Annotated in this window: 19 protein-coding genes and 1 pseudogene; 18 read left to right on the top strand and 2 right to left on the bottom strand. The window is 45.7% G+C overall.

The genetic code is table 11. The features are described from left to right. Positions 1–23: 23 nt before the first annotated feature. Together FGL31_RS01165 and FGL31_RS01170 are read right to left on the bottom strand one after the other, a co-directional pair. Positions 24–719 carry an ATP/GTP-binding protein gene (locus FGL31_RS01165; RefSeq protein ID WP_138089467.1) on the bottom strand — a complete coding sequence of 232 codons (696 nt, stop codon included), beginning with the start codon at positions 717–719 and terminating at the stop codon, positions 24–26. Further along, a complete protein-coding gene (locus FGL31_RS01170) occupies positions 716–1,660 on the bottom strand; it encodes an AvrD family protein (protein ID WP_138089468.1) in 945 nt (314 codons plus the stop codon). The genes FGL31_RS01165 and FGL31_RS01170 overlap by 4 nt, the downstream gene beginning before the upstream one ends. 246 nt (positions 1,661–1,906) lie before the next feature. Between FGL31_RS01170 and FGL31_RS01175 the strand changes: the two genes are divergently transcribed. The 18 genes and pseudogenes from FGL31_RS01175 to FGL31_RS01250 all read left to right on the top strand — a co-directional run bounded on the left by FGL31_RS01175 (position 1,907) and on the right by FGL31_RS01250 (position 15,790). Beyond that, positions 1,907–2,881: a hypothetical protein gene (locus FGL31_RS01175; protein WP_138089469.1), complete on the top strand. Its 975-nt coding sequence runs from the start codon at positions 1,907–1,909 to the stop codon at positions 2,879–2,881. A 66-nt stretch (positions 2,882–2,947) separates the two neighbouring features. After that, a complete protein-coding gene (locus FGL31_RS01180) occupies positions 2,948–4,120 on the top strand; it encodes a hypothetical protein (RefSeq protein ID WP_138089470.1) in 1,173 nt (390 codons plus the stop codon). Positions 4,121–4,326: 206 nt separating this feature from the next. Beyond that, entirely contained in the window at positions 4,327–4,590 is a 264-nt protein-coding gene (locus tag FGL31_RS01185) for a hypothetical protein (RefSeq protein WP_138089471.1), read from the top strand. A gap of 584 nt (positions 4,591–5,174) precedes the next feature. Next, complete coding sequence (locus FGL31_RS01190; protein WP_138089472.1) at positions 5,175–6,008, top strand: DUF8464 domain-containing protein; 834 nt, start codon at positions 5,175–5,177, stop codon at positions 6,006–6,008. Positions 6,009–6,325: 317 nt separating this feature from the next. Then, positions 6,326–6,979 (top strand): DUF8464 domain-containing protein, encoded by a 654-nt coding sequence (locus FGL31_RS01195; RefSeq protein WP_171017511.1) that lies wholly within the window; start codon positions 6,326–6,328, stop codon positions 6,977–6,979. Positions 6,980–7,385: 406 nt separating this feature from the next. After that, complete coding sequence (locus FGL31_RS01200) at positions 7,386–7,703, top strand: hypothetical protein (RefSeq protein ID WP_138089474.1); 318 nt, start codon at positions 7,386–7,388, stop codon at positions 7,701–7,703. 133 nt (positions 7,704–7,836) lie between these two features. Then, a complete protein-coding gene (locus FGL31_RS01205; RefSeq protein ID WP_394366113.1) occupies positions 7,837–9,042 on the top strand; it encodes a relaxase/mobilization nuclease domain-containing protein in 1,206 nt (401 codons plus the stop codon). 37 nt (positions 9,043–9,079) lie between these two features. Further along, the gene (locus FGL31_RS01210; RefSeq protein WP_232046153.1) at positions 9,080–9,508 is read left to right on the top strand and encodes a ParA family protein; all 429 of its coding nucleotides are present in this window, start codon (positions 9,080–9,082) and stop codon (positions 9,506–9,508) included. A gap of 544 nt (positions 9,509–10,052) precedes the next feature. Further along, positions 10,053–10,373: a hypothetical protein gene (locus FGL31_RS01215; RefSeq protein ID WP_099369424.1), complete on the top strand. Its 321-nt coding sequence runs from the start codon at positions 10,053–10,055 to the stop codon at positions 10,371–10,373. A gap of 25 nt (positions 10,374–10,398) precedes the next feature. Beyond that, entirely contained in the window at positions 10,399–10,686 is a 288-nt protein-coding gene (locus tag FGL31_RS01220; RefSeq protein ID WP_232046154.1) for a DUF4134 domain-containing protein, read from the top strand. 41 nt (positions 10,687–10,727) lie between these two features. After that, complete coding sequence (locus FGL31_RS01225) at positions 10,728–11,036, top strand: DUF4134 domain-containing protein (protein ID WP_028069947.1); 309 nt, start codon at positions 10,728–10,730, stop codon at positions 11,034–11,036. Continuing rightward, positions 11,033–11,344, top strand: a complete 312-nt coding sequence (locus tag FGL31_RS01230) for a DUF4133 domain-containing protein (protein WP_099369426.1) — start codon at positions 11,033–11,035, stop codon at positions 11,342–11,344. The genes FGL31_RS01225 and FGL31_RS01230 overlap by 4 nt, the downstream gene beginning before the upstream one ends. After that, positions 11,316–12,515 (top strand): hypothetical protein, encoded by a 1,200-nt coding sequence (locus FGL31_RS24135; protein WP_232046155.1) that lies wholly within the window; start codon positions 11,316–11,318, stop codon positions 12,513–12,515. Before FGL31_RS01230 ends, FGL31_RS24135 begins: the two co-directional genes overlap by 29 nt. 16 nt (positions 12,516–12,531) lie before the next feature. Next, positions 12,532–13,805, top strand: a pseudogene (locus FGL31_RS24140) (TraG family conjugative transposon ATPase). A gap of 74 nt (positions 13,806–13,879) precedes the next feature. Continuing rightward, the gene (locus FGL31_RS24145; RefSeq protein WP_232046156.1) at positions 13,880–14,017 is read left to right on the top strand and encodes a hypothetical protein; all 138 of its coding nucleotides are present in this window, start codon (positions 13,880–13,882) and stop codon (positions 14,015–14,017) included. 113 nt (positions 14,018–14,130) lie between these two features. Beyond that, the gene (locus tag FGL31_RS24150; RefSeq protein ID WP_232046157.1) at positions 14,131–14,463 is read left to right on the top strand and encodes a hypothetical protein; all 333 of its coding nucleotides are present in this window, start codon (positions 14,131–14,133) and stop codon (positions 14,461–14,463) included. After that, positions 14,460–15,119: a hypothetical protein gene (locus FGL31_RS01245; protein ID WP_138089477.1), complete on the top strand. Its 660-nt coding sequence runs from the start codon at positions 14,460–14,462 to the stop codon at positions 15,117–15,119. The genes FGL31_RS24150 and FGL31_RS01245 overlap by 4 nt, the downstream gene beginning before the upstream one ends. Next, the gene (locus FGL31_RS01250; protein WP_099369430.1) at positions 15,116–15,790 is read left to right on the top strand and encodes a hypothetical protein; all 675 of its coding nucleotides are present in this window, start codon (positions 15,116–15,118) and stop codon (positions 15,788–15,790) included. The genes FGL31_RS01245 and FGL31_RS01250 overlap by 4 nt, the downstream gene beginning before the upstream one ends. The last annotated feature ends 54 nt before the right edge of the window (positions 15,791–15,844 follow it).

The following is a 15,844-nucleotide window of genomic DNA, read 5'->3' on the forward strand; positions in this document are numbered from 1 at the left end:
ATCCGACCGATGGGGGGCCAGCCCTACTCAAGGGCTATACGATCGAATTGATCTTTTTTCACTTTTAATGAAAGCATTATCGCTTCTTCCACAGTTATCTTAGATACTATATTAAGGTGATCTAAAATTATACTCAGTCTATTTTCTAATGTTCCGGTGACATATATCGGGGAAATATTAAGGGTTGGATAAGTATTTATGAGCATCCTTTCAGATTCCTCCCTGAATCTTTCAGAAGTCGGACGGTGTCCATCTTCAACAAATGGAAATTCAATGGGAAGATGAAAAAAGAGGTCGTAATTGTTTTTTGTATAGGTCTTTGCCAAACCTTCAAAACCTCTCATCAGCAATTCAAAATCTCTGTACTGTCTGTAGTTCTTTATTTTCTTCCATAACATCGACCACTTGTTCTCATTGGGATAAGCTCCAGTAACCAAACGAGTGCTCCCATAGAGCCATTCCTGCAGAGGACAGCCGTCACTGATGAAACCTGTGGTTAATCCACTTTCCGCTTCCAATCTATTCTTGAAACGCTCCATGCCCAATCGTAATAATTCAGGATAGGAACACTGTTTAAGATTCTTCCGTGGAAACAGATCAGGTAAGATTTCACGCATGGTTGGTGCATGTGTTGAAGGAATCCCTGTTGCGAAGGATAGAGCCAAGCTTAATGTGGTCTTGCCCGTACAGTAGGTTCCACTGATAACTATCCGCTTCATAAGTAGGCAATTTTATGACAAACATTGAACCTCGCATCCATATTTGCAATCTTACTTATGACAGAAAACGAATGGTATGTATGGTCTCCCATTTTGAGCATCTTTCTATCAGAAAGGTTGACCTTAGCCCTGTAATTTTCCCTCTTTTCTGGTCTTTCAAATTTGATATCCATTGACCTCAGCCAAATATTCGGACATTTTTCCCTTTCAGTCTTCAATAACCTAAAGAGCAGGACTTGCATAAGTTGTCCAGTAGTCCCTATAAGATCTGTCAATATTATATGGTCAAATGAAGTTCCCAGACCGCTCAGTTCTTGAAAAAGAGTTGGTGTGGGTTGCATGACACAGGAAATCTTTTCTTGACTCTCATCTATTTTAATTTCTGATATTTCAGTATTTCTATCTCGATAGGATCTGCTGTACATCGTTCCATCTTGGATCGGCCAGTCATTTTCCCTGAGCTTTACCTGGGAAGGGCCCGGGTGGTCCAAAGTGATCCTACAGGTCGTCCTTCCGATCTTTACAAGAAGTACCGTAAGCCTCCCGTTAAGTGAATCCAGTGTCAACTTGGAACTCAATTGATGGCATTCCACACAGATCTCTTCAGGATTGGAAGCAATTGTGATCTCTTTATTGATCTTGACCTGGAAATTTCTTGGAAATGCCCTGGCAAGTTCGGATCTCGTCAATCTGGATATTTTCACCATATGTACTTCAGCTAAATAAAGTGCAATTGCGGAATATTCCATACTGCCCAAATGGGGATTTTCCTGACGTGGCCTGCCCGGCCCCTTATATGATGCAGTAATCACTGAAGTAAAACCATCTTCTGTTAATCTAACCGTGTGCAGATCAAATTCAAAATGTTTGAACCCTTGAGAAAAATACCTTGAATCTCCTTTTCCCAAATAGCTGTCAATCTCTGTGCAATATTTTTCCATGATATGTTATGATTTGTCCATATTGTAAATCTAGATGCTCAAATGGATAATCATTGTTCTATTTCCGTAAAGAATGTTTTGTATTTTACGGGTTTCGTAACTTTAGGGGAAACCATTGGTTTTTATTTATGATATTCATAAAAAACGGAGCCTTTTCGTTAAATTCTATCTATAGACGTAAAATCTTGTTCAGAACATCAATAACAGATAAATTGAAATTTCCAGTAATAACTAAAATAGCTGATTATGAAAAAACAGACCAAATTGTTCGAAATCATAAAGAGAAAAGTTTTTGGTCCCAAAAAATGGGTCGAAGAGGTCTCAAGTGTTCTTCACATGAGCCATGCTTCAGTTTACAGGAGGGAAAGGGGAGAGGTTCCATTGGATATGGAGCAGGTAGGGATGCTTTCTGATCATTTCGGGATCGATATTGGCGAAATATTCCATGGGCAGGGCGAATATGTCCATTTTCGTTATTTGGATGTTGATGTGAATGATATGGAAAATTATCGGAACTATATAAATGGCATCATAAAGTCCATGGTCGAAACAAGATCTGCAATTAAAAGGGAAATCATCTTCTGTGCCGATGACATTCCTATTTTTCATTTAATGGCCTTTCCCGAACTTACATATTTTAAATTGTACGTTTGGTCGCAATGGATGGGCAATATCGATCACCAAATGCAATTTGAGGAATTTGTATACAAGATGAAAAGGAACGATATAGAACCCCTGTTCTCCGAACTCAAAAAGGAATACGAAAGTGTATCCTCAAGAGAAATTTGGACAGAAAACACGATAGACCCTTTTCTAAGGCTTCTTGACTATTACGAAAATATTGGGAGTTTTTCAGATCCTGGTTCCCTTGGAAAGCTTCTGGATCAACTTGAAAGTTTAAGAGAAAAACTTGAAAAATATACCATAGAAAAGGAAAAAGTTGAGGGCGCTTCTTTTGAACTTTACATAACCCCATTGGATTTCGGTTCCAGCCAAATGGTCAGTATGGTCAATGAAAGATCCGTTACATCCATTAAGCTCTATACCATAAACAGTATCATGACCGCCGATATGAGGTTCCAAGAAAGCAATCTCAGGGTCATAAAGGGAATCCTGTCCAAATCGACCTGTTTGAGCCACACCTCAGAACGTGAAAGGGTCCAGTTCTTCAAGGGATTTCAGTTTAAGATCGATCAATTGCGAAATAAATTGACGGGGTAGTTTCATATGGACAGAATTTTCTCTTTCTATAGGTACATTAATATTTTCTACTGACAGCAAACTATATTGGAATATAAAAAAGCATCATATACGGATTTCATATCGGACCTGCAGAACATCCAATCGTCATTAATCCAAGGAGACTTTGAGTCCCTTAAGGATGTTTTCATTTTCCGTGATCGAAAAGAGCATAGTGTATTTTCATTGAACCTGGCAATAACTTTGTTCAAATCAGTTGATTCTGAAACTGACCTAATCAGGGAAGCCAAGGTACTGATTGCGCTCAGTGATAGCATCTATGACAATTTTCTGCTTTTCGACCGAAATACCTATTTGTCAAACAAAGAATACCTTCGGTATCAAATATTGAGCATACTCCATCAAATCGAGGATATCCTCTGTGATATAGATAACTTAAGCCCGAGGATATTTTATGGACTAAAGATGTCCCGTTTTGTTATATCTCTTGATAAGCCTCGTATCAGGGCTGAACTTTCAGCGATTTCCTCTAAGCTTAAACGCGTCGGTACAAGTAATAAATTGAGAGAACTAATTATGAAAACGGTAAGTGGCCAACTAAAGGCCGGAAAAATCACCTATGGACAGATTGACAAAATCCGCAAGGTTTTAAACAGAATAAAATTCATGGAAGGGTTTGACGATACGGCTATTGAGAAGGTTCTGGTCCTTTCGGACCTAGATCCCTCCGCAATAGCCTGCTATTTAATTGACAGATCCAGGTATTCATTGCTTGAAAAAGAGTCCCTCTATGACCAAGCGAATGAATTGGTCAAGTTTAAGGAAGATACAGATATGCTATCCATCCTAATTGAGAAATATCAAACGAATGAATTTTCCATTACCGCGAAGAAACTGGAATCCTATTACAGATCCCAAAGCTCCAATATATCCAAAAAAATAAAACTTCATAGAAAAGAAGCAATTGATCAACAGAACTATCAGGGGAATAGGAAGCTTCAAGTCAACCTGCCAGTATCCCAATTTGGGCTGTTCATAAGACTTGCCATGCAGGTTGGCTGGTTCGGGGAAAGAGAAGTAGCTAGAACCTTTGAGTTCTTTTCCAAGAATTTCTCTACCTCACGAACACTAATCATCTCACCTGAAAGCCTACAGAAGAAATCCCTAGATGTAGAATATTCTACTGCCAAGAAAATGAAAGCCCATCTTATTCAGATGGTCAACCATTTAAACCAGCACCATAATACCTCCAAGCTCTGAAGGAAATGAATGCAACATAACACCCTAATCAAAATTTATTTTCCATTTTATCTACACTGCTAGATCCCCTAAAATCCCACTACACCTTAATCCCAACCTACATTTTTATTAAAGGGTGAAACTTTTCTTTCACCCCCTTTCACTGTTTTCGCCCTATGTAATTTTCGTGCTTTGTACCCGAATGGAAGAATAAAACCATCGGTAGAATGAAGTACACGGAACTGGCATCGCTGCTAAAAAATGCAGCCGAACAAGGAACAGCAAAAGCCATCAAAGAAGAACAACCTGTTCCAGATCAGTTGACCAAAGCCGACGCTTACCGTCTGTATGGCCGTAGCAATGTAGATAGATGGCTCCGTGAGGGGCTTATCTTCAAACAACAACCTACCGACACTTCCCAAATCTTTTTTGACAGATCGGAACTCGAAGCCGTAGCGGCTTCGAGCAATCGGATCACCTACCTGCCGTAGCGGACAGGTAAGCGCATCCGCTGCGATAGCGGAGCAAGAACGGTCTTTGACATCGAGGAGTGAAACATTATCCCGTGAGGAACGGGAAATTTTGCGAAAGTGAGGTAAGCCAATGCTTTGGCAATACCAATATGCTGAAAGCGCATTGGCAGGCGATAGCCCGGTCCGTACGGACTGACGTGAGTAGCTCCGACAACTTACCATAATCGGCAACAACGGATCTTTTCGGCTGCCCGTTGCCCGCTGCCGGTTCCTTTATTGAAAATCTTAATCTCTATATCTGTAAACCGTTAAACCCCAAAGAAGCCATGACTCACTTTTGACACCGTTTCAATTGCGGACACTGCTTTGCTTTGCTGTCGAAATGGGCGCAAAACTATCAGGTCCAAAATCCGCTCAAAAAATCAGAGGCATTCAAGCGGTATGGGCCTAAAAACGTACATCATTGGGTCGATCTGGGACTGTTGATCCTTCTCAAGACGGCGACCACACCCGCAGCGGGGAGGGTCGACCGCATGGATATCGAAACCATCTGCAAATCCCAGCAGACCTAATCCTAATATAAACCTCCAAAAACAATTATTATGACATCTTACAATAAAATCATACCATCCAACGAAACGCCAGACCTCGTAACCCTGCTCAAAGCATTGGGGCATGAACCGATTTCAATCAATTCCATTGAATTTGGGTACGCCAGTGTGTTTGGAAAGAGAAGCAATAACAAAATTGTACTAACGGTTAATCAACAATTTAACAGTTGGTTTGACAGCTCACTTCGCAAAGGGGGAAAGCTCATGGATTTTGCCCATACCTATTGGCCAAACCTGTCTACCGCACAGATCGAAGGAAAACTTCGGGAGATACAGGCCAGATCAGCAAAAGAAAATAGGCCCCTTCGAAAACGGAAAGCAATCAGGATACCCGATTATCGTTTCGCCAGTGCTCACCCATTGGGGTATAACAATGAGTTTGCCAATTTTCTGTTGGAAAGCGATCTTTTGGAACTTGCCGATCTGAACATACAAGAAGTCCATTATTATGTCATCGATCAAAAGGGTAAGCGAAAGGACTTCTGTGCAGCAGGTTGGCAGAACGAAAACGGAGGATGGGAAGTGCGCGCCCAAAAATATTCGGGCTGTATCGGCACAAAAGGAATGACCTTTATTCCGGGAAGCCACTCCGTGCTTGCCATATTCCCGGAATATGTGGACTTTCTGAAAAGACGGAACGATGAGCATCTGTACTACGCATCTATACTGATACTGAACCATCCCGAATTTTTGTCCGCCGCACTGAAACGTGCCAGCCATTTTAAAAAGGTACTATCCTATATCGATGATATGAGGCTAGGGTACCAATCAACGAGTGAAGTGTTCAAGGATAAACTACCGCATGCGGAGGTTAAACCCCTTTAATTATTCCATCCCTGCTTATGTCAAAATATGTAAATGTGGATGACCTCCGGGAAATCGCAATTTCGGACTTCTTGGCCCGTCTCGGCCACTACCCGGTACGCAGGTCGGGCAAGGAACTATTTTACCACAGTATGCTACGGGAAACCAAGCAAGATACGCCATCCCTTACCGTATGGGACGAGGGTGGAAAATGGATAGACCGGGGAGGCCCGAACTCGACGGGCATAAACGGCGGTAGTATCGTCCAGCTCGGCCTTGCCTATTGGCCAGGGCTTTCCTTTGTCGAGGTACTGGGAAAGATAAAGGATACCTGCGATATGCAGGTATCCATGATACCCGTTTATGAACCTGTCAAATACCCTACAGAACAAGAGCAGAAAGGATACGCCTTTGAACTCGTACGAACACAGCCAATCGGCAGAAACTTTGTACTGACAAAATACCTTGAAGGACGAGGGATATTGGACATTGCACATGGATACATGCAAGAGATCTATTACAGAAACCGTCTTGATATCGAAAATAAAAGTATATTCTATGCCATCGGATGGAAGAACGACCAATCGGGTTGGGAATTTACCAATGCCAAAGGCTTCAAGAGCAGTATCGGCAAAAAAGGAATTTCCGTGATACCCGGTAAGCCTGGACATGCCGTTCTCTTTGAGGGATATATGGACTGCCTAAGTTGGCTCAAAGTGAACCGCCCGGATCCTGCCCCTACAGCCATTGTACTGAACTCCATTGTCCAGTTAAAGAATGCCATCGAGCGGATCAGGGAAATTCCCGAGGTGGACGTGTATTTCGACAACGACGGTCCCGGGCGCAACTGTACCCAAATGCTGATCGATGCCGTACCACAGGCTAAAGACCGTTCGGGTGTTTATGGGTCGCACAAGGATTACAACGATATGCTAAGGGCAGTCCTAAATGAGCAGGAAGTACAGCTTCAGAGAGCGTGGCAGAAGCGCTGATTTTTAGAGATTCGAAAACGATTGTTCAGCTAAATAGGTAATCCGATATAGTTACATACCGAAGCTAGCTCTATTGCCATTCCGAAATATTGGCATCCATATGCTCCGATAATCCGATATACAGCTATTCAGAAAGCAGTGCATATCGATATTCATATATCCCACTATAGGTGTTGTATCCAGATAGGAGACGATATGATATTTTATGGCCACATATAGATTTAGGGATTTAAGTTAAATGGATATCAATCCGACAACGCCGAACCTACAGGGGAAAGTACGAAAAAATCATACTTGCAGAACATCGCGGTTCCGATGAGACAGGGATGTACCGGAGTAGGTAAAGGCCGAAGCTCGTCATTATCCTGCAAAGCACCGACAAAGAAAAAGAATTCAAATTAAAGCTATGAAATACAAAAAAGCAGACCGAAAATCCACAGGACATGTACAGCGTCACCGGCGCTTTGAGCTCCGGTTGAGCGATGAGGAACACGCACAGTTTCTCGAACTTGAAATAGCACTTAGCATGAACCGTGCGGACATCGTGCGAATCTGGGTACTACAACATTCCAAAAAGATGTTGGTCAATACCACCGAAATCATGAAACTGTTGGACAGTATCGGCACAGAGATCGGTCGGTCAGGCAACAAAATCAACGAAATGGCGAAAACAAGCCAACATCTTGCAACAACAGGGAATTTTGCAGCCCAGCCTGATCCGTGACCTTGCCCCCTTGTTCACCGAATATATCCAGTTGCAAAGGAGGTTGGAACGGACCTTCCGACATCTCCTCAGACTTATAAGGAGACAGGCATGATCGTCAAGATATTAAAAGCGGTCTGCCACTTTCAGGGGGGTGCGTTACAACACGGACAAAGTTGACAAGGATAAAGGGGAACTGATGAAAGTATCGGGTTTCGGTGCCCTGCACGCCCTGCAAAATCCCAGCCCAAAGGATTACGTCAATTATCTGGAGGCCCAATCCGCTGCCAGCAAACGGACGAAGTTTCCGCAGCTGCACGCAGTCATTTCCGGCAAAGGTCGCTCGCATAGTAAGCATGAGCTTGCTGCCATTGCCGACCGATGGATGGACGGTATGGGTTATGGCGAACAGCCTTATCTCTTGGTATTCCATAAGGACACAGCAAACAACCATATACATATCATTTCCACGCGGGTAGGCCGCAACGGCAAAAAGATAAACGACAACTTCGAGATAATCCGTGCCCACGAAGTGCTCAACCGTATCCTTGGCACGGACGTCAAACAACAGACAGAGAAGGATATCGGAAAAGTCCTGACCTATGGTTTCTCCATGCGGGAGCAATTCATGATGGTACTTGGGTCACTGGGCTATTCCCTCAAGCTATGTGATAAGGAATATCAGATCTTCCGTTACGGCAAAAGGCAAGGCACGGTGTCATTGGAACAGGTGGACGCCAAGATCGCAACTTTCAGCAAAGACATCAGTCGGCTTGGGCAGCTCCGGGCAGTCTTTGCTAAATATCAAGACCAATACGATCCGGCGGTGGTTCATACTCCGGCTCCACTTCCCGGCAACAGGCCGTCCGCTCCATCCGGCTATACATCAGCAATGGCGCAAATGCTATCGGCCAAAATCGGGGTACAGGTCATATTCCACGGTAAGGACGGAAAACCGCCATACGGCTACACGATCATTGACCATTCGAGGAAAATGGTATATAAAGGCAAAGACCTCATGCCATTGGCAGAATTTATCACACCATCGGAAGACAGACACAAAATATCGCCTAAAGCGGATATAACGAAACCTACTTTAAAGGGGCGTGTATCCCGGCCGGAAGAAACAGTCACCGAGAACGGTTATGTGCAATCAGCCAAAGACGACTTCGCAGAGCCGAACGAAAAAGAACGGAAATCGGTATCCGAAGAAACCACCATAGTTGCCGATCATGTACAGGGAACAGCCGATCAATGGATACCGAATATCCAGATCGATATTTCCGACGACATCGACGACGAGGCGATCCACGGGCGCAACCGGAGGCGTAAGCGCAAGGCCCGCACAAATACCCGTTGACACCCCTTTATCAACAACACCATTAACACAATGCACTATGCTCATACTCATTGGAAACCAAAAAGGCGGGGCGGGAAAAAGTACGCTCACCCTGCTGCTCGCCAATTACCTGGCCCAGCAACAGGAACGGCGGGTTACGATACTTGACATGGATTACCAGCAATCACTTTCCGCCAAAGCCGAGAAAGCAAAGATTTTGGAAAATGAACCACTGTACGAAATCGTACCTGCCGATCTTGGCCATTTTCCTGCAATGCAACGGAAACTGGAAAAATCACGGAACGAAATCGTACTCGTAGACCTGCCGGGCAAGATGGACGACGACGGGTTGATACCCATATTCGCCGCCGCCGATGCGGTACTCTGTCCGTTTGCCTTTGACGAATTTTCCGTGGATTCGACATTGCTGTTTGCAATGGTCATCGGCAAGATCAACAGTCGGGCTCCCTTGGTTTTTCGTACCTAACCGTATCAAGAACACCGTCAAGTACGAAACCCGCACGGAAGTCGAAAAGGTACTTCGGGTGTTCGGCACTGTAGCCCCCGGTCTGCCGGATCGCATAGACTTCCAGCGGGTAAATTCGTTACACACACCGAGCATCCTGTATCCCGTTATCCTGCCATTACTGGACCTTATCTATGATCAGTACATCGCCAAGCAAGTATCACCTTGATCTCAATAAAAATCCTTGCCGACGCGCTGCGGATTCCAAACGGAAAGGGGAACCGCCACAGCCATAAGAAATCCCCCTGCAGGGCAAAAGGGAGACACCAAAGAAAAAAGCGGAAACGCTGGAACGCCTGTTTGAAAGTATCCAAAACCATGAACTGACCGGACGTGAACGGTTACTAATCCGCCTGGACGACAAGACCCTTTTTCTGCTCAAAAAACTGAATGTTGCCAAAGACATTAACATGACAAAGATCATGTCTTTCAGCCTGCACCAATTTCTAAAAACCCATCCCGAACTCACCCGGTACATCAAAGAACACATTAAAACCCTTGATCTATGAACTGGACACAATTCCTGCTCGGCGTTATCGCCATCTATGGCATTTACTATGCCCTAAACGTACTGTATGACCTTTTTATCCACCGCCGTGCTCCACGGGCGGCCGATGGAGGAAACGAACTGACATTTGATGAAGATTCACCGCCAGAAAGGGTTATTCCCGAACCATCCAAAAGAGAAAACGAACCTATAGTAACCGAGGGGAAACCCGTTATCTCGTCCGGCCCCCTGCAATCCACAGGAGGCATAAACCTAAAGCAGCTCGTATCGCTCGTACAGAACGACGTTATCGAGTACACCAAAGCCATCCCTTATTGAATCCATTATGCGACCAATCCGCTTTGTGGCAGTATTCCTCACTGCCATTTTTTTTGACCTGTACGCAACCGCCCAGCCCGGCCTTGCGGAATTTAGGGAAGTGCGCAGGGAAGTCAATACGTGGTACTACAACTTCTCTGACCTTGCCTTTGTCATCGGTGCCGTGTGCGGACTGCTCGGCGGTTTGCGGGTGTACAGCAACTGGCAGTCCGGCAAGCACCACATCGATGCGCAGGTCATGGGATGGTTCTTTTCCTGCCTGTTCCTGTCGCTCGTCGGCGCCGCACTAAAGGCCCTTTTCGGGGTAAACTGACAATCCAATCATTTTTTATTCACTTTTTATCCATTATCTCTATGACAGTAAACACTAAAAAACTGTTTGCAATGGCCGCGCTTTGCCTTTCCGCGGCCCAATCAACATTCGCACAAGGTGGTACCGTGGGTATCGATGCCGCCACATCATCGCTCACCAGCTATGTAGACCCCATTTCGACGCTCATTTTGGCGATCGGCGCGGTCGTCGGCCTGATCGGGGGAATACGGGTGTACATCAAGTGGAACAGCGGAGATCAGGACATCAATAAGGAACTGATGTCATGGGGAGGTTCCTGCCTGTTCTTGGTACTCGTGTCGGTGGTCATCAAAGCGTTTTTCGGCGTATGACACAAGAGCGTTATCCGATCTATAAGGGGCTGCAAAAGCCCCTTATTTACCGCGGTTTCAAGGGTAAGTTTATCTATTGGGGCATAGGCTCCCTTATCGGCGGCCTGGCCATCGGTGGGCTTATCGGCGCACTGACCAACCTGATCCTGGGCGGCTTTGCCACCCTTGCCCTGATGGGTGCAGGACTTGCCTATACATTCATGAAACAGGGTAACGGTCTCCATGACAAAACCCGCCACCGAGGCGTATTTATCCATACCGCAAAATTATCGATCAGCTATGAGAACAGAGAGAAAGACAGCCTTTGAAATGCCCTACGTGGGTATTGACCATTATCAGGGAATGTCCATACTGTACGGTGAGCGTGGCGATTTTTCAGTCGTGATGCGACTGACCAATCCTGTCTTACAGTATGGTGCCGATCCCGAAGCCTATACCGCTTTCCAACAGGTATTGCTTAACGTCATCAAGATACTTGGCGAGGGACATATCATCCAAAAGCACGACGTATTCATCAAACGGAAATACCGCCCCAAACCTGCAACCGAGTTCTTGGAACAGAAATACCAAGAACATTTTGAAGGTCGGGAATATACCGAGATCAGAACCTATCTGACCGTTACCCGTCTGGTCAAAAAAGGGGCATTCTATACGTATGACAAAAAAGTGCTGGCCACTTTCGGGCAGAACATGGCCAAAGTATTTGATCTGCTTTCCGGCGCCGCACTTAACCCAGCATACCTTACCGAAGCGGAAATAAACCGTTTCGTAAACAGGGTGCTCGCCGTAGAGTTTGAACAGCCGCACATCACATTGGACAATCTCCGCTGCGGAGACCGCGGGTTGCAGATCGGTGACCGAACCGTCCGCTGTATCAGCATGGTGGGCACCGATTCGGTTGACCTGCCCGAAAAGGTCGGAACGTTCACGGCCAAAAATGAAACGAACGGTATGCGCGATTTTCCGGTGGACAACCTTTTTTTCCTGCACAATGTTCCGGGTTACCGCACCATTATCTATAACCAATTATTGGAGATACCCAGCCAACAGATCACGCTCGGTAAACTTGAAGTAAAGCGTAAAAGGCATTCGAGTGTACCTGATCCGGCCAACCTCATGTGCGTGGAGGACATCGACCGTTTATTGGTGGACGTAGCACGTGATAACCAGTTATTGGTAAATGCACATTATTCCATGATCGTATGTGCCGATACGGACAAGATCGACAAGACGGCCAATTTTATCGAAGCCGCCCTGTTCCAGCAAGGGATCATCCCGTCACGCAATGCTTACAACCAATTGGAACTTTTCCGTTGTGCCCTGCCGGGTGTTGGCGTGGAACTGAAAAAATACGATTGGTTCCTGACGACAGCTGATGCCGCGCTTTGTTTCTTTTTCAAGGAACGGCTACCGACGGACGAACCCTCGGAGTTTCTGTTAAGGTTTACCGACCGTTCAAGGGGTGCCCGTGGCGATTGACCCATCGGATTTGGTTATGAGGACAGGCCGTATAAAAAATCGCAATCGCTTCGTTTTGGGGAGCAGTGGTACGGGTAAAAGTTATGCCATAAATGCGATCTGTCAGCAGTACCTGCAATACAACATGGACGTGGTGATCGTGGACGTGGGACATTCCTATTCCGGTCTTTGCAGTACCTACGGGGGCAAGTACATCACCTATTCGGAGGAAAAGCCCATTACGATGAACCCCTTTGCGATCAGCGAGGAAGAATACAACATCGAGAAAAAGGATTTTTTGATAACGTTGATCTGTCTGCTCTGGAAAAGTTCCGAGGTTCGGTATCCACTGTCGAGCGTGACGTAATTTCCAATGTCATTTCAGCCTATTACGCCCATCATTTCGATAAGGCCATCGAAGACCGTGTAGACAGGTTGGACTTCAATTCCTTTTATGAATTTGCCGTTCAGAAAATCCCCGATATAAGGAACGAAGAAAGCATTGCTTTTGACGTGGAGGAATTTCGGTTTGTATTAAAGAAGTTTTACAGAGGGGGTGAATACGAAGCGATACTGAACGAAGATGCCGACCAATCCCTGTTCAACGAACGGTTCATAGTCTATGAAATTGACAATATACAGAATAATAAAACGCTCCTGCCAATTGTCACGCTCATCATTATGGATCTGTTCGTACAAAAGATGCGCCACCGGAAGAACCGCCGGAAAACGCTGATATTGGAAGAAGCATGGCGGGCCATTTCGTCGCCCATGATGGCGAATTTCCTTTTATACCTGAACAAGACCGTACGGAAATTCTGGGGGGAAATCATCGAGGTGACACAGGAGATCAACGACATCATCGGCAACCCCATAATCAAGGACAGCATCATAAACAATTCGGACACCATCATCCTGCTCCAACAGAACGAAGCCGACTTTAGAAAGGTCGCCGAAGTGCTTTCCATAGGCGAAGCCGAGCAGAAGAAGATTTTCACGATCAACCGTCTCGACAACAAAGACGGACGTGCCCGTTTCAACGAGTTCTATATCCGGCGTGGAAATACAGGTGAAGTTTACGGCGTGGAGGTCAGCATGTACCACCACTTGGCATTCACGACCGAAAAACCCGAAAAAAGCGCCGTGGAGATTTATGCCAAACATCATGGCAGCTACCCAAAAGCCCTAACGGCGTTCGTGTCCGACATGGAAAAGAGCGGTCTTGCATTGGGCGATTTTGTGCAAAGGGTGAACGAGAACAACGCGCCCGCCAGCACACAAAGAGAATATTTTAAACCTGATTTTACATGAGACGATTTATTGCAATAACGATCCTGTCCTTTGCCGTTTTCTATGCAAGAGGACAGATTTATATCGACCCCGCCGTGGCAGCTGCGACGGGTGTCCATGCAGGGGTCATGAACAGCCAGCTCAATGACGTAAACAGTAATCTCCACGCTCATCCAGCGTGGACAGCTCGCCGTCAAGGGCCAGCTCCTGATCGTGAACGATTTGCAGGATAAGATTTACAAAGGGTTAAGCGAAGTATCGGGCGTTGTCCGTTCACTGCTCACCCTAAAGGACATTGCCAGTATTTCCCTTGACATCGTTAACGATGTGGAAAAGGCAATGAACATTGCAAGGGAAATCCGGCACTCCTGCTGTTCGCCGAAGCGGGCTCAAGGAATTTAAGACACGGGCGACGAACCTGTCTGCCGAGGTCAGCGCCTTTGTGCTGAAAGGTGGAAAGGATAACCTGATGGATGCGGGCGAACGGGCAAAACTGCTCAACCGGATACGTACAGAACTGACCATCCTGCGGGGCGTAGCCTTTGGGATGCACAGAAGTATGTATTGGGCGAAACAGCGCGGTATCCTTAACTCCCTCAATCCATACGCAGGGTTTATCAATATCGACAAACAGATTGCCGATGACATTATCCGTAATTCAAAATTGCTCAAACGATGAGATACTTTATTCTGACCCTCTTGCTTTTGGCCACCAGCTTGACCAGAGCAACCGCACAGCTCAACGTGGAACTGCTCCACCAATTGGTCGAACACAGCAAAGATGAATACGACCGCCAGATCACCGCACGGAACCGACAGGCCATTACCTCGGCTAACGAGGAAGTAAACAAAGAAGAAACCTCAAAACTCAAAACCCGTTACCGAGAACTGCACAGCCGTTTTCAGGTTTTGGGAACAGCATTGCAGGGGCTTAGTATGGGGCTTGAATCCGCGCCAATTGTCACCGACATCATAAACCAACAAAAAAGGATTATCGGCATCGTTTCCGCACATCCCGAATTTCTATTGCTCGCCATCGATGCGGAAAAGGATATGGCAGAAAAAGCCGTGCAGTTGGCACGTTACCTGACCGGACTTTTTATCAGTATCGGTGACCTTAACCAGATGAAAGCAAGCGACAGGAGAATACTTTACGGACACGTCCTGCAGGAGCTTCGGAAGATCGCAGGAGCATCGCGAGGACTTGCAGCTACCCTATACTATTCGACACGAAAAAAGCTACTTGATTCCCTAAATCCGTTTTCGGGTTACATCAATGAGGACAAGCGTATAGTTGATAATATCTTAAGGCAATTGGAGGGATTTAAGCCATGAAGAAACAACTTATATCCGTGCTGTTTATATGCTTTTCGACGCTTGCCTTTGGACAAAGCTATGTAACCATTATCTATGATGCCAAGCACCTCGCCATCGTAAACGAGAACGGCGCGGTAAGGTTGGTTTCCGAACAGACCCATAACAACATGCTGGGCAATATCCGAGGACGGATCGACGACATCAATGTTAACCTTTCTTCCGTCGTGCTGGTCCAGAACATGATCCACCGATCATTGACCGAAGTGGATCGGGCGTTGAAGTCCGGCCGCTCCGCGTTCCATATTTCAAGGCTCGTTCAGGACATTGCCACGCACAGCACAAAAATGCTGGAAACCGCCAAAGGAGAACCGTGGTTATTGCTCTTTGCCGAAGACGTTGCCCGGCAGCTCAAAGACAGGGGAATAAACCTTGCTGCCGAAGTCTCCGATTTTGTTCTCCAAGAGGGAAAAAACGTATTGATGGACTATGAAAAAAGAGATCACCTCATGCGGAAAATCATTTTGGAACTAAAAGTTATACGGGCATTGGTATTCAGTATGGAAAGATCAATGTATTGGGCAAAAATCAACGGTGTACTGAAAATGGCAAACCCTTACCGCAATTTCATCAACATGGACAAACGTAAAGCGGACGAGATCATACGAAACTATTATCTACTAAAGGGCTGAACATGAATAGAATATTTATCACCGGCTTACTGTTGTGCCTGTTTCCATCACGGG

Origin of the sequence: Sphingobacterium daejeonense (assembly GCF_901472535.1) — a bacterium.
GTDB classification, from domain to species: Bacteria; Bacteroidota; Bacteroidia; order Sphingobacteriales; family Sphingobacteriaceae; genus Sphingobacterium; species Sphingobacterium daejeonense.